The sequence below is a fragment of the Streptomyces europaeiscabiei genome (genome assembly GCF_036346855.1).
Classification (GTDB): Bacteria; Actinomycetota; Actinomycetes; order Streptomycetales; family Streptomycetaceae; genus Streptomyces; species Streptomyces europaeiscabiei.
Map to the genome: position 1 here is coordinate 2,304,345 of NZ_CP107841.1, position 12,831 is coordinate 2,317,175.

At 73.5% G+C, this 12,831-nt stretch carries 12 protein-coding genes; 6 read left to right on the forward strand and 6 right to left on the reverse strand.

Features of this window, described 5'->3' with window-relative positions:
- Positions 1–99 precede the first annotated feature (99 nt).
- Genes OG858_RS09885 through OG858_RS09895 form a run of 3 tightly spaced genes read left to right on the forward strand, consistent with a single transcriptional unit; the run spans position 100 to position 4,402 of the window.
- The gene (locus OG858_RS09885) at positions 100–594 is read left to right on the forward strand and encodes a hypothetical protein (protein WP_086751006.1); all 495 of its coding nucleotides are present in this window, start codon (positions 100–102) and stop codon (positions 592–594) included.
- The gene (locus OG858_RS09890) at positions 594–3,764 is read left to right on the forward strand and encodes an ABC transporter permease subunit (RefSeq protein ID WP_328544982.1); all 3,171 of its coding nucleotides are present in this window, start codon (positions 594–596) and stop codon (positions 3,762–3,764) included. The genes OG858_RS09885 and OG858_RS09890 overlap by 1 nt, the downstream gene beginning before the upstream one ends.
- Positions 3,761–4,402 (forward strand): ABC transporter ATP-binding protein, encoded by a 642-nt coding sequence (locus tag OG858_RS09895; protein ID WP_319067106.1) that lies wholly within the window; start codon positions 3,761–3,763, stop codon positions 4,400–4,402. Before OG858_RS09890 ends, OG858_RS09895 begins: the two co-directional genes overlap by 4 nt.
- A 100-nt stretch (positions 4,403–4,502) precedes the next feature.
- On the opposite strand, the gene OG858_RS09900 is transcribed toward OG858_RS09895, so the two are convergent.
- The gene (locus OG858_RS09900; RefSeq protein ID WP_319321116.1) at positions 4,503–5,171 is read right to left on the reverse strand and encodes a LysM peptidoglycan-binding domain-containing protein; all 669 of its coding nucleotides are present in this window, start codon (positions 5,169–5,171) and stop codon (positions 4,503–4,505) included.
- 535 nt (positions 5,172–5,706) lie between these two features.
- Here OG858_RS09900 and OG858_RS09905 point away from each other — a divergent pair.
- Entirely contained in the window at positions 5,707–6,477 is a 771-nt protein-coding gene (locus tag OG858_RS09905; RefSeq protein WP_086747761.1) for a hypothetical protein, read from the forward strand.
- Positions 6,478–6,739: 262 nt separating this feature from the next.
- On the forward strand, positions 6,740–7,096 hold the full coding sequence (locus OG858_RS09910) for a hypothetical protein (protein WP_086747760.1): 357 nt from the start codon (positions 6,740–6,742) through the stop codon (positions 7,094–7,096).
- Between the two features lie 67 nt (positions 7,097–7,163).
- Here the strand turns inward: OG858_RS09910 and der are convergent, their stop codons facing one another.
- The 5 genes from der to aroH all read right to left on the reverse strand — a co-directional run bounded on the left by der (position 7,164) and on the right by aroH (position 11,850).
- Positions 7,164–8,624, reverse strand: a complete 1,461-nt coding sequence (gene der / locus OG858_RS09915; protein ID WP_086747759.1) for a ribosome biogenesis GTPase Der — start codon at positions 8,622–8,624, stop codon at positions 7,164–7,166.
- A 108-nt stretch (positions 8,625–8,732) separates the two neighbouring features.
- Positions 8,733–9,482 carry a lysophospholipid acyltransferase family protein gene (locus OG858_RS09920; RefSeq protein ID WP_179200910.1) on the reverse strand — a complete coding sequence of 250 codons (750 nt, stop codon included), beginning with the start codon at positions 9,480–9,482 and terminating at the stop codon, positions 8,733–8,735.
- Positions 9,440–10,117 (reverse strand): (d)CMP kinase, encoded by a 678-nt coding sequence (gene cmk, locus OG858_RS09925; RefSeq protein WP_086747758.1) that lies wholly within the window; start codon positions 10,115–10,117, stop codon positions 9,440–9,442. The genes OG858_RS09920 and cmk overlap by 43 nt, the downstream gene beginning before the upstream one ends.
- A gap of 288 nt (positions 10,118–10,405) precedes the next feature.
- Positions 10,406–11,491 carry a prephenate dehydrogenase gene (locus OG858_RS09930; RefSeq protein WP_319263510.1) on the reverse strand — a complete coding sequence of 362 codons (1,086 nt, stop codon included), beginning with the start codon at positions 11,489–11,491 and terminating at the stop codon, positions 10,406–10,408.
- Positions 11,488–11,850, reverse strand: coding sequence for a chorismate mutase (gene aroH, locus OG858_RS09935; RefSeq protein ID WP_037702127.1), 363 nt, complete (start codon positions 11,848–11,850; stop codon positions 11,488–11,490). The genes OG858_RS09930 and aroH overlap by 4 nt, the downstream gene beginning before the upstream one ends.
- A 269-nt stretch (positions 11,851–12,119) precedes the next feature.
- Here aroH and OG858_RS09940 point away from each other — a divergent pair, with 269 nt between their 5' ends.
- On the forward strand, positions 12,120–12,788 hold the full coding sequence (locus OG858_RS09940) for a hypothetical protein (protein ID WP_319067101.1): 669 nt from the start codon (positions 12,120–12,122) through the stop codon (positions 12,786–12,788).
- Positions 12,789–12,831: the final 43 nt, after the last annotated feature.

Below are 12,831 nucleotides of genomic sequence, written 5' to 3' on the forward strand. Positions count from 1 at the left end.
CCGGGCGGCTCGCGCCCGGTTCTTTCAGGGTCAGCTTGCAGAAGGCATAGTGCAAGCCATCGGCTGGGATGGACAGACACACGACGTGTGGGAGCCCCGATGCGGACAGCCCGACTGCGGACCGTGCACCCCGTCCTCTGGGCCGGCTGGGCCGCGCTCGCCGGCGGCGCGGTGCTGTGCGTCATCGGCTGGTACGGCGTCTCCGGCGAGCGTTTCGCCGAACGGCAGCTCCCCTACCTGGCCTCCTGCACGGTCCCCGGCGCCGCGCTGATCATCGCGGGCGCGGTCCTCCTCGCCCACGGCCGGAACGCCCTGGCCGCCACGCGCGTCGAGGAGTTGTACGGCCTCCTGGTCGCCGCCGAGCCCTCCGACGCCGACGCGTCCGGGCAGGCGGCCGTGCCCCTGGCCACCAGCGGCAGCCTGCTGATGGTGCCCGGCGGCACCCTATGGCACCGCGCGGACTGCCCCCTGGTGGCCGGCCGGGCGGAGGCGGTGCCGGTGGACTCCCGGGTGCTGAGCGGCGGCGAACTGCGGCCGTGCCCGATCTGTGAAGCGCCCTCCGGGAGCGACCCCGCCGAGCCCCCGGAGGGCTGATGGCGTCCCTGAGTTACGACCTCACGCTGGCCGGACTGTCGGTCGGCAGCGCGGCGGCCCTCACCGGAATCGGCCTGATCGTGACGTACCGGGCGACCGGAGTGCTCAACTTCGCGCACGGGGCGATCGCGATGGTGTGCGCGTATCTGCTGCGCCAGTTCACCGTGGAGTGGGGGTGGCCCCTCTGGCTCGGCGCCCTCGTGACCCTGTTCCTGGTCGCCCCCGCCGTCGGCCTCGCCCTGGAACGCCTCGTGTTCCGCCCGCTCGCCGTGCTCGGCAACGACCCGGCACAGACCCTGGTCGCCTCGATCGGCGTCTTCGTCCTCCTGGTCGGCGGGGCCGCGCTGCTGTGGGGCCAGGGGGCGCGGGACGACGCCCCGACGTTGGTGTCGGCCGACCCGTGGGATCAGCTGGCGGTGGCCGTGGCGATCGCGGCGACCGTGGGTGCGGTCACCCGCTGGACTCGCTTCGGCCGCGAACTCCGTGCCGTCGTGGACGACCGGTCCCTCGCCGTCCTCGGCGGCATCGACGCGGACCGGGTCGCCGCCGCGGGCTGGGCGTTCGGCTCGTTCACGGCGGGTCTGACGGGCGTCCTGCTGGCCCCCTACGTACGCCTCGACCCGTACGGCATGCCGCTGCTGGTGATGGAAGTGGTCGCCGTGGCGGTCGCCGCCCGGATGCGCAGCCTCCCGGTGGCCGTGCTGGTCGCACTGGGCATCGGGATCGCCCAGAGCCAGCTGACCCGGCTCCACCCGTCGGGCTGGGCGGAGCCGTTGCTCCAGGCCGTCGGCGCCAACCTCTTCGTCGTGGCCCTCCTGATCGCGGCCCTCGTCCTGCCCGGCGTGGGCACCCGCGACGTGCTGCCCCGCGCGGCGACCGCGCCGGTCCGCGCACCCGTCGGAGCGTGGATCGTGGCGCTTCTGCTGTTCCTGATCCCGCTGGGCTTCGCGGGCGAGGACCTGCACACGGCCGTCCAGGTACCGGCGCTGGGCGTGGTCCTGCTCTCCCTGGTGGTGGTGACGGGCAGGGGCGGCCAGATCTCCCTGGGCCAGGCGGCGTACGCGGGTCTGGGCGCGCTCTTCACGGCACTGCTGTCGGCCGGCCGCCTCCCCTTCCTCCCCGCGCTCCCCGAACTGACCGCCCTCCTGGTGGCCGTACTCCTCGTGGCCCCCCTGGGCCTGCTGACCGGCTGGCCCGCCATCAGCCGTCACGGTCTGGCGCTGGCCCTCGCCACGTTCGCCGTGGGCGTCGGCGTGAGCCGCTTCGTCTTCGCCCAGCCGTACGCGACCTCGGGCCTCACCCTCACCCGCCCCCCGGGCTTCGAGGGCGACCGCGCCTACTACGTCCTGGAGCTGGGTCTGCTGTCCGCGGCCCTCCTGGCCACCCACGCCCTGCGCCGCGGCCGCACGGGCCGGGCCCTCGCCGCCATGCGCGACCACGAGTCGGGCGCGTCGGCGGCAGGCGTACGCGTCCCCTCGCTGAAGCTGGCGGCGTTCGTGACGGGCGCCGCCCTGGCCGCCCTCGGCGGCGGCATGCTCGCCATGGGCGTCCGCGCCTTCGACCCCACCGCCTACGACCCCGTCCGCGGCCTTCTCTGGTTCGCCGCGATCGTCGTCCTGGGCGCCGACAGCACGCTCGGCGCGCTCGCGGCGGCCGCCCTGCTGGTCGGCCTGGACGCGGGCACCGAGGGCGGTGTGGCCGCGGCGGTCGTCGGCGTCCTGGCGGTACTGGTGGGCCGTTTCCCCGGCGGGCCCTACGAGGCGGTCCGGGCGGGATCCGCACGCCTGCGCCGGGGAGCGGGGGCCCGACGCGGGCTCACGGCGGCGGGGGTACGGGCTCGGGAGCGGGTGCGCGCCGGTGTGCCGGGGTCGGTCGCCCCGGGCCGGGGTGCGGCTTCGACGCGGGGCTCTGCACAGGACGCGAGCGGCGCATGGGCGAGGCGGGGCGTGGGTGCTGCCACAGGGGCGACGCTCGCCGCGGCGGACGGATCGATGCGGGACGGCGGCGTCGCGGGTGCGGCTGAGCAGGACGCGCCCGGCAGGGCCGACCGGGCCGACGGCCCAGCGGTGGGCAGGAGCCCGGCCGTGCGCCGCGACGGGCCCGGCCTAACGGCCCCGGGCGGCCGGCGGAGCCGTGGCGGAATCGGTCGACGGCGGCGGGCATCGGCGCCGGATCGACCAGCGCCGCAGGACCAGGGACAGCCCGCCGAGAGGAAGCCGGGAATGGCGGAGCCCTCCGAGAGAAGGCCGGGAATGGCGGAGCCCTCCGAGAGAAGGCCGGGAGTGACGGAGCCCTCCGAGCGTGGCGGGGCGCGGGCCGGCACGGTGGCGCAGCCGTCCCCTCCCGGCCTCGACTTTCCCGCCGGGCACCGGCACGGGACCGGCCCGGCCTCCCTTCCTCGGCCGGCCACCACCCCTGCCCCCGCCCCGCGCTTCCCTGGCGCCGTCCCTCCTCCTGCTCCCTCGCTCCAAGCCCGCCGCCTCCGCCTCGGATACGGCGGGTTCACGGCCCTCGACGGTGTCGATCTCGACGTCCTCCCGGGGTGGGTCAGTGCGGTGGTGGGCCCCAACGGTGCCGGGAAGAGCACGCTCTTCCACTGTCTGACCGGGACGCTGCGGCCCGGCACCGGCCAGGTGCGCCTGGGCGGGCGGGACATCACGCGGCTGCCCGCGCACGCCCGCACCCGGCTCGGGATCGCCCGGACGTTTCAACAGCTGGCTGTCTTCCCGTCGTTGACCGTGGCCGAGAACGTGCGGGTGGGCGCCGAGCAAGGGCGGGTCGCCGATCCGGAAGCCGTGGAGGCGGCGTTGCGGCTGTTCGGGCTGGACGGGGCCGTGCGGACGGCGCCGGCGGCCGGGCTGCCGACCGGGACGCTGCGGCGGGTCGAGCTGGCGCGGGCGCTCGCCGGGAGCCCGCGCGTGCTGCTGCTCGACGAACCCGCCGCCGGACTCGACACGGCCGAGGTGGCCGCCCTCGCCCGCGTGCTGCGCGCCCTCGCCGACGACGGCATGGCCCTGCTGGTCGTCGAGCACGACCTCGACCTCGTCGCGGACCTCGCGGACGTCGTGCACGTCATGGCGGCGGGCCGGATCGTCACCTCCGGCCCCGCCGACCACGTCCTCCGTTCACCGGGCACGCTCGACCCGCACGACCCGGCGGTCGAACGATGACTCTCCTCTCCCTCCGCCACGCCCGCGTCCGATACGGACCCCTGGAAGCCCTGCACGGCCTCACCCTCGCCGCCCCGGGCCCCGGCCTCACCGTGCTGCTCGGCCGAAACGGCTCCGGACGTACGACCGCGCTGCGGGCCCTCGCCGGAACGGTCCCGCTGTCCGGCGGTGCCGTCGTGTGGGACGGGGTCGACATCACCCGGACGCCCGCGTACGAGCGCGCCCGGCGCGGCCTCGTCCTCGTACCGGAGCGCCGGGCCGTCTTCGGTTCGCTCACCGTGCGCGAGAACCTCGAACTGGCCGCGCCGGACCTCTCGTACGCCCTGGACGCCTATCCGTGGCTCGACCCCCTGCTCCCCCGCCGCGCCGGCACCCTCTCCGGCGGCGAGCAGCGCATGCTCGCCCTCGCCCGCGCCCTGTCGGCCCACGCGCGGGTCGTCCTCGTCGACGAACCCACCCAGGGCATGTCACCCGCGGTCGCGGCCCGGACGTACGAGCTGCTGAGCGGCCTCCACACCTGTGTGGTCGTCGCCGAGCAGCGCCTGCCGCCGGGGCTGCGCGGCACGCCGGGCGCCCTCGTGTACGAACTGCGACGCGGGGAACTGGCGTTCGGCGGCGAGGCGGCGGAACTCGCCTGAGACGGCATGGGCCGTCGCGGTCCGGAGGAACACGGGCCCCAACCCGGCGGGTGTGCCGGGTGGGACGTCCGCGCCCAGGGGAACGGGGACGACGGACGGTTCAGAGGTCGAGCCGCTGGCCCGGCACGATCATGTCGGGGTCGCCGCCTATGACGGCCCTGTTGGCGGCGTACACCTGCCGCCAGGTGGTCCCGTGCCGGGCGGCGACACCGCTGAGCGTGTCGCCCCGGCGGACGGTGTAGTCACCGCGGGAGGCACTGCGGTCCGCGTGGCCGGCGGGGCGCGACGGCGCCTTCGACGGGGCCGCCTCGGCGGATTTCCCGGGCCCGGTGGGGTCGGCCGACCCGGTCGATCCGGTGGGGGCCGAGCCGGTGGAGGGCGCCGCGGGTGCGCTGCCGGACGCTCCGGCGCGCCCGGCGCAGGTGGGCCACGCTCCCCAGCCCTGGGCGCGCTGGACCTTCGTGGCGATCGCGATCTGCTGGGCCTTGGAGGCCTTGTCGGCGGTGGCCGCGTAGGCGCTGCCGCCGTAGGCACGCCAGGTGGGGGCTGCGAACTGGAGGCCGCCGTAGTAGCCGTTGCCGGTGTTGATGTGCCAGTCGCCGCCGCTCTCGCACTTGGCGATGCGGTCCCACACTCCGCTGTCGGCCGCCGAGGCGGTGCCGGTGACGGCCAGGAGGCCGAGCGGGGCGAGCAGTGCCGCCCCGGCGAGGACCGCCGTCGTGCGCTTCTTTCGAGCGCTGCCGCGCGCGGTATCGCCACATTCGGACATGAAGATCCCTCTCCACGGACCCGGGGTCCCCCAGGACGGGGCGCTTCCCGCGCATGGACGCGGGTGTCGCGCTCCGCCCCGTCCGCCGGCGGTGGTGCTGCGCGCTGTCCGGCTCTGCGCGGCCGGCGGACGTACCCGAGCGGTGCTCGTTGCACACGGCCGGGAATGTATGGAGGTTGACGAGCTGTCAGCAAGCAATCACTCGTCCTCCGAGGCCAGTTCGCCGTTACCGTGAGTAGCAACCAATTCCGGACACCCACTTCATTCCCTGATTTCCTGATATGTCGGCCAGCTGCCCTGACGATCTGTGACCCACTTCACCGGGTCAACCCCGCCGCACCCTCGGGAAGTTGGCGCGGAGTAACCAATTCCGCCCATGGATTCACCCTGCGCTCCGGTTGGTTCGATTCCGTTCGTCGTCGGGCGTGACTCCGGCCACAGATCGCCCGTTGTCTTCTTCATGAGCCGGAACCTCCGTGCTCATGGGCCGGGCGCCACCCGGCACCGACACGCACCGCATCCCGAGGAGCCACCCGTGCCGCGCATGCTCGAGGTCAGCGACGAGGTACGCGCCGAGATCGGCGACGAAGAGGCCGACCGGCTGCTCGCCGGAGAGAACGCCCCCGGCGGCTACGACTGCACGTCGTGCCGCACCCCCGGCGACTCCGAGCAGGAGCGCACCAGCACCGTTCTCTTCGTCGGCGACGAGACAGCCGTACTCGCCTTCGCCCACGCCACCTGTCTGCCCTCCCAGGTCGTGCAGGTCACCGAGGAGCAGTTGCAGGGCGCCGCCCGTTCCATCGCCGGGGACAGCCCGGCCCAGGCCGTGCCCGAGCAGGCCGTGCTCGGCGTCACCAGCGGACTGATCCTGCTCAGCGGCGAGCTGCACCCGGCACTGGTCGTCGAACCGACCGCCCCCATCGCCCGCCCCGGCACGACCGGCGTGGGCGACGACTTCCTGCCGCTGCTCATCGAGCAGGGCTTCATGCCGCTTCCCCAGATCGACTCCGTACCGCCCGTACTGCACGGCTGGTCCGTCCTGCTCGCCATGGGTCAGCTGCACGCCATCCTGCAGCCGGGCGGCTCCGGTGGTTCGCCGGTCGCGTGGTGGCAGGCGCATCAGGCGCTGCAGGTCGCCGACGCGTGGCGGGCGGCCGCGAACAAGCACCAGCAGGTGCTGATGTTCGCGGCGCCGGTGGGGTCGATCGGACGGCAGCCGCGGGAGGACCTGCTGCGGGACGCGCTCGACAAGGCGGCGGCCAACGGGAAGTTGGTGGCCGCGACGCTGCCGCTGGCCGGGACCTGATCGCCCCTCCCTGCGAGCCGTGACGACCCGCCGCAGCAGTGCGGCTGGTCAGGTGGCCGCGGGTCGCATCCCGGCGGCGATGGAACGGGGCGCGCCCACGCGGCGAGTGCATCTCGATACAGCCCCGCGCCCCTTCGGGGCACGGTTTCGGGCCGGAGGCTGAATGGTTGAGCTACCGCATCCCTTCCGCGGCGGGGTCGTTGGCACAGGCGTGCACGCATACGACGTTCCTCGCCGCCAGTCCTATCCGTCGATCCCGTCCATGCGGCCGACACAGGATCCTTCGGCCACGCCCATCTACGACACGCTCTACGCGGAGTGGGTCAGGACCTACCGGACCCTGCCGGGCGACCGGCACGGGGAGGAGGAGCTGGGGTTCACGGGTTTCGGCAGCCTGTCGCACGGCTCGGGCGGTCATCGCACCACCGGGTCGTACACCTCCGGCTCGTACGGCGCCCGGAACGCGGCGGGGCATCTCGCCACCCAGCGCGAGACACCGCCCGGTCACACGTCCACGACGACGGCCGTGTGGCAGCCGGTGGGGCGCATCCCCACCGGGCACACGGGGATGCACCACATCCCCTCCCCGCTGCCCCCGGGCCCACGCCGAGGTCTTTGAAGCGGGCACATGAGGAGGCGGCCACCCGGATGTCCGGGTGGCCGCCTCCTCATGTCGTGCGGGCTTCCTACTTCTTCCTGCCGCGCTTCTCGCGCACCCGTACCGAGATGTGGATCGGGGTGCCGTCGAAGCCGAACTCCTCACGCAGCCGACGCTCGATGAAACGGCGGTAACCGGCCTCGATGAAGCCGGAGGCGAAGAGGACGAAGCGCGGGGGCTTGGTGCCCGCCTGGGTGCCGAAGAGGATGCGGGGCTGCTTGCCGCCCCGGATCGGGTGCGGGTGGGCGGCGACCAGTTCACCGAGGAAGGCGTTCAGGCGGCCCGTCGGGACGCGGGTCTCCCAGCCGGCGAGCGCCGTCTCGATCGCGGGGACCAGCTTCTCCATGTGGCGGCCGGTGCGCGCCGACACATTGACCCGGGGCGCCCAGGCGACCTGGGCGAACTCGGTCTCGATCTCCCGCTCCAGGTAGTAGCGGCGCTCCTCGTCGAGGGTGTCCCACTTGTTGTACGCGATGACCAGCGCGCGGCCCGCCTCGACGGCCATCGTCACGATGCGCTGGTCCTGGACCGAGATGGACTCGGAGGCGTCGATGAGGATGACGGCCACCTCCGCCTTCTCGACGGCGGCAGCGGTGCGCAGCGAGGCGTAGTAGTCGGCGCCCTGCTGGAGGTGGACACGCTTGCGGATGCCCGCCGTGTCGACGAACTTCCAGGTGACACCGCCGAGTTCGATCAGCTCGTCGACCGGGTCACGGGTCGTGCCCGCGATCTCGTTGACGACGACGCGGTCCTCGTTCGCCACCTTGTTCAGGAGGGAGGACTTGCCGACGTTCGGGCGGCCGATCAGGGCGATACGGCGAGGGCCGCCGACCGCTGTGCCGAAGGTCTGCTCGGGTGCCTCCGGCAGGGCCTCCAGGACGGCGTCCAGCATGTCGCCGGTGCCGCGGCCGTGCAACGAGGAGACCGGGTGCGGCTCGCCGATGCCGAGGGACCACAGAGCGGTCGCGTCGGCCTCGCCGCTCGGGCCGTCGACCTTGTTGGCGCAGAGCACCACGGGCTTGCCGGCCTTGCGGAGCAGCCGGACGACGGCCTCGTCGGTGTCGGTGACGCCGACCTTGGCGTCGACGACGAACACGACCGCGTCGGCGGCCTCGATGGCGTACTCGGCCTGGGCGGCGACGGAGGCGTCGATGCCGAGGACGTCCTGCTCCCAGCCGCCGGTGTCGACGACCTTGAAGCGGCGGCCCGCCCACTCGGCCTCGTAGGTGACGCGGTCGCGGGTGACGCCGGGCTTGTCCTCGACGACCGCCTCGCGGCGGCCGATGATCCGGTTCACGAGCGTCGACTTGCCGACGTTCGGGCGGCCGACGACGGCGAGGACGGGCAGCGGGCCGTGGCCCGCCTCCTCGATCGCACCCTCGACGTCCTCGATGTCGAAGCCCTCTACCGCGGCGAGCTCCATGAACTCCGCGTACTCGGCGTCGCCAAGCTCTCCGTGCTCGTGCTCGGAGGGAAACTGGTCGTTCATGAAGTCCGTACCTCGTAGTTCATCGTGGTGATCGGTGGAACACCCGGCTTGCCCGCCGGCTGATCCACTACTCAGTGTCGCCCAGCGCCCGATCGGACGCCCGGCGTTTTACCGGCGGCCGGTGAGCCGCCGGGCATGCTCCAGGTGCGCGCCGAGATGCTTCTGGATGCGCACGGTCGCCTCGTCGAGGGCCTTGCGCGTACGCCGTCCGCTGCCGTCGCCCGCCTCGAACGGGTCGCCGAAGACGACGTCGACGCGGGAGCGCAGCGGGGGCAGTCCCTTCATCAACCGTCCGCGCCGCTCCGTGCTTCCCAGTACGGCCACCGGGACGATCGGCGCGCCGCCGCGCACGGCGAAATAGGAGAGTCCGGCACGCAGCGAGGCGAAGTCGCCCTCGCCGCGGGTGCCCTCCGGGAAGATTCCGAGCACGCCTCCGTTGTCCAGGACGGCGAGCGCCTGGGTGATGGCGGTGCGGTCGGCCGTCGACCGGTCCACCTTCACCTGCCCGATGCCGAGCAGGAAGGGGTCGAGGGGACCGATGAACGCCTCCTTCTTGATCAGGAAGTGCGTCGGGCGCGGTGCCACGCCCATGACCATCGGGCCGTCGATGTTGTGGGAGTGGTTCACGGCGAGGATCACCGGGCCGGTCGCGGGCACCCGCCAGGCGCCCAGCACACGCGGCTTCCACAGCCCGTACATCAGGCCGACGCCGATGCGCCGGCCCACCTCGGCGCCGCGCAGCGAAGGAGCCTCGGCCGACGGGGTCCGGGCCGAGGTTTCCCGGGCCGACGGGGCCCGGTCCGCGGAGGCTTCGCTCACTTTCCCGCCCGCTTCTCCTCGACGAGGGTGACCACGCACTCGATGACCTGCTGGAGGGTGAGGTCCGAGGTGTCCACCTCGACCGCGTCGTCCGCCTTGGCGAGCGGCGAGGTCTTGCGGCTGGAGTCGGCCGCGTCCCGCTTGAGGAGGGCCTCGCGGGTCGCCTGGACGTCGGCACTCTTCAGCTCACCGCTGCGGCGGGCGGCACGGGCCTCCGGCGAGGCGGTGAGGAAGATCTTCAGGTCCGCGTCCGGCAGCACGGTCGTACCGATGTCCCGTCCCTCGACGACGATGCCGTTCTCGGCGTCCGACGCGATGGAACGCTGCAGCTCGGTGATCCGCGCCCGCACCTCCGGTACGGCGCTCACCGCGCTGACCCTGGAGGTCACCTCCTGGGTGCGGATCGGCCCGGCGACATCCGTGCCGTCGACGGTGATGGTCGGCCCGGACGGGTCGGTCCCCGACACGATCTCCGGCTTCCCGGCCACGGCGGCGATCGCCGACGGGTCCTCTATGTCGATGGCGTTGTTGACCATCCACCACGTGATCGCCCGGTACTGGGCGCCCGTGTCCAGGTAGCTCAGCCCCAGCTGCGCGGCCACGGCCTTCGAGGTGCTCGACTTGCCCGTGCCGGAGGGGCCGTCGATGGCAACGATCACTGTGGCGCGTTCCACTGGGGAGCACCTTTCCTGTTCCGAGGTGGTGGGGCGAGACGGAAGACGCCCCGGACAAGGGTACTGGGTGCGCGTAGCCCGTCCGGCCGCACATCTCCGGCCAGGCGCACACCCCCAGCCCGTCCCGCGTTCGAGGACGAGGCCGTTCGGGCCGAAGCGGGGACCAGGGGCGCAGGCCCCGGCGGGGTCCGGGGCGGAGGCCCGGGATGGGACGGGTAGGGGCGGCGGGGGTGAGAGAACCACGCCGCCCCCACACCCCCGATACGCACACCCGCCCCTTCCCGCCCCCTACTGCCGAATCGCCCAGCCCCGCTCCCGCAACGCCCCGGTCAACACCACCGCCGCCTTCGGCTCCACCAACAGCTGCACCAGGCCGGCCTGCTGCCCGGTGGCGTGCTCGATGCGCACGTCCTCGATGTTGATCCCGGCGGCCCCCGCGTCGGCGAAGATACGGGCCAGCTGCCCCGGCTGGTCGTCGATGAACACCGCCACCACCTCGTAGGCCCGCGGAGCGGACCCGTGCTTGCCGGGGACCCGGACCTGACCGGCATTGCCCCGGCGCAGGACGTCCTCGATGCCGGTGGCGCCCTCGCGGCGCTTGGCCTCGTCGGATGCCTGGAGGGCCCGCAGAGCCTGGACGGTCTCGTCGAGGTCGGCCGAGACGTCGGCGAGGAGGTCGGCGACCGGACCGGGGTTGGCGGAGAGGATGTCGATCCACATGCGCGGGTCGGAGGCCGCGATCCTGGTCACGTCCCGGATGCCCTGCCCGCACAGCCGTACGGCCGACTCCTCGGCGTGCTCCAGCCGTGCGGCGACCAGGCTGGACACGAGGTGCGGCATGTGCGAGACGAGGGCGACGGCCCGGTCGTGGGCGTCCGCGTCCATGACCACCGGGACGGCCCGGCAGTGCGAGACCAGCTCCAGCGCGAGGTTCAGGACCTCGGTGTCGGTGTCCCGGGTCGGGGTGAGTACCCAGGGCCGGCCCTCGAAGAGGTCACCGGTGGCGGCCAGCGGCCCGGACTTCTCGCGGCCCGACATGGGGTGGCTGCCGATGTAGGCGGAGAGGTCGAGGCCCAGCTCCTCCAGCTCACGACGGGGGCCGCCCTTGACGGAGGCCACGTCGAGGTAGCCGCGCGCGAGGCCCCGGCGCATGGCGTCGGCGAGGGTCGCGGCCACATGTGCGGGCGGGGCCGCGACGATCGCGAGGTCCACCGGGCCCCCGGGTGCCTCTTCCGTGCCGGCGCCGAGCGCGGCCGCCGTACGGGCCTGCTGCGGGTCGTGGTCCGTGAGGTGGACGGCGACACCGCGCTGGGCCAGGGCGAGGGCGGCGGAGGTGCCGATCAGCCCGGTGCCGATGACGAGTGCGGTTCTCACTGGGCGATGTCCTTGCGGAGTGCGGCCGCGGTGCCCAGGTAGACGTGCGCGATCTCGGAGCGCGGCCGGTCAGACTCGATGTGCGCGAGGATCCGGACCACCCGGGGCATGGCGCCCTCGATGTCCAGTTCCTGCGCGCAGATCAGCGGTACGTCGACGATGCCGAGCTTGCGGGCCGCGGCGGCCGGGAAATCGCTGTGCAGGTCGGGGGTGGCCGTGAACCAGATGCTGATCAGGTCGTCCGGGGTGAGCCCGTTGCGCTCCAGGACCGCGGTGAGCAGCTCGCCCACCTGCTCGTCCATGTGCCCCGCCTCGTCCCGCTCGAGTTGGACGGCGCCCCGGACCGCTCGTACCGCCACGGCTCTGCTCCTCGCTGATGTACATCCCGGCTCTCTGTACAACCAGCCTAGTCAGCCCGCCCCGGGCCGGTGCGCGGCGCCCGCCTGCCGAGACACCCGGTCCGGAAGGGCTCCCCGGTGGCGGATCACCGTCGCAGACCCTGACAATGTCACGCGAACGTCACTGTCCCGCCACTTGGGGTGAAACACCTCCGCACGCCCTGGACGCCGTCCCGCGTGTCCGCTTGCATGGGGGAGGCCGTCCGCGCCACGCCTCGGGGGAGGCTCGCATGAAGCGCTCCGGACCACTTCTCACCCTTCTCGGCGGGCTGTTGCTCGCCCTGTTCATGCTGTCGCTCAACGCGACCACAGGGACCCGCGCCACCTCGTCGTCCACCAGGAACGACCCGCCGTCCGCCTCGGCGTCACCGAGTCCGTCACCGAGTCCGTCGCCGACGAGGACCTCGCCGTCGCCACGTCCGACGCCCACCCCGCCGGCCGACGCCGACTACGCGGGCCGCACCGACGACGACTCCGCGGCGATCGCCGTGACCCTGCGTGACGGCAGGGCGGTCGCCTACTTCTGCGACGGCCGCGACCAGGAGTCCTGGCTCAGGGGCGACGTCGAGGACGACGGCGGCATGCGGCTCACGAGCAGGGACGGCGCCGAGCTGAACGGCACGCTGAAGGGCGCCAGCGTCCGCGGCACGGTCGACGTCGGCGGCCGGGAGTACGGCTTCACGGCGCCCAGGACCGTCAAGCCCTCGGGGCTGTACCGCGCGACCGCCGACGTACGCGGGGCCGAGGTCGACGGCGGCTGGATCGTCCTGCCGGACGGCCGCCAGGTCGGCATCCTCAAGCGCGACGGCCGGCCCACGGCAGCACCGGAGATCGACCCGGAGACGGGGGCGGTGACGATCGACGGGCAGCGGCTCACAGCCCGCCCCGTCACACCGTGACTGCCTGCGGCCCACCCGTCACCCGTGCCTCGTCCCTTCGGCA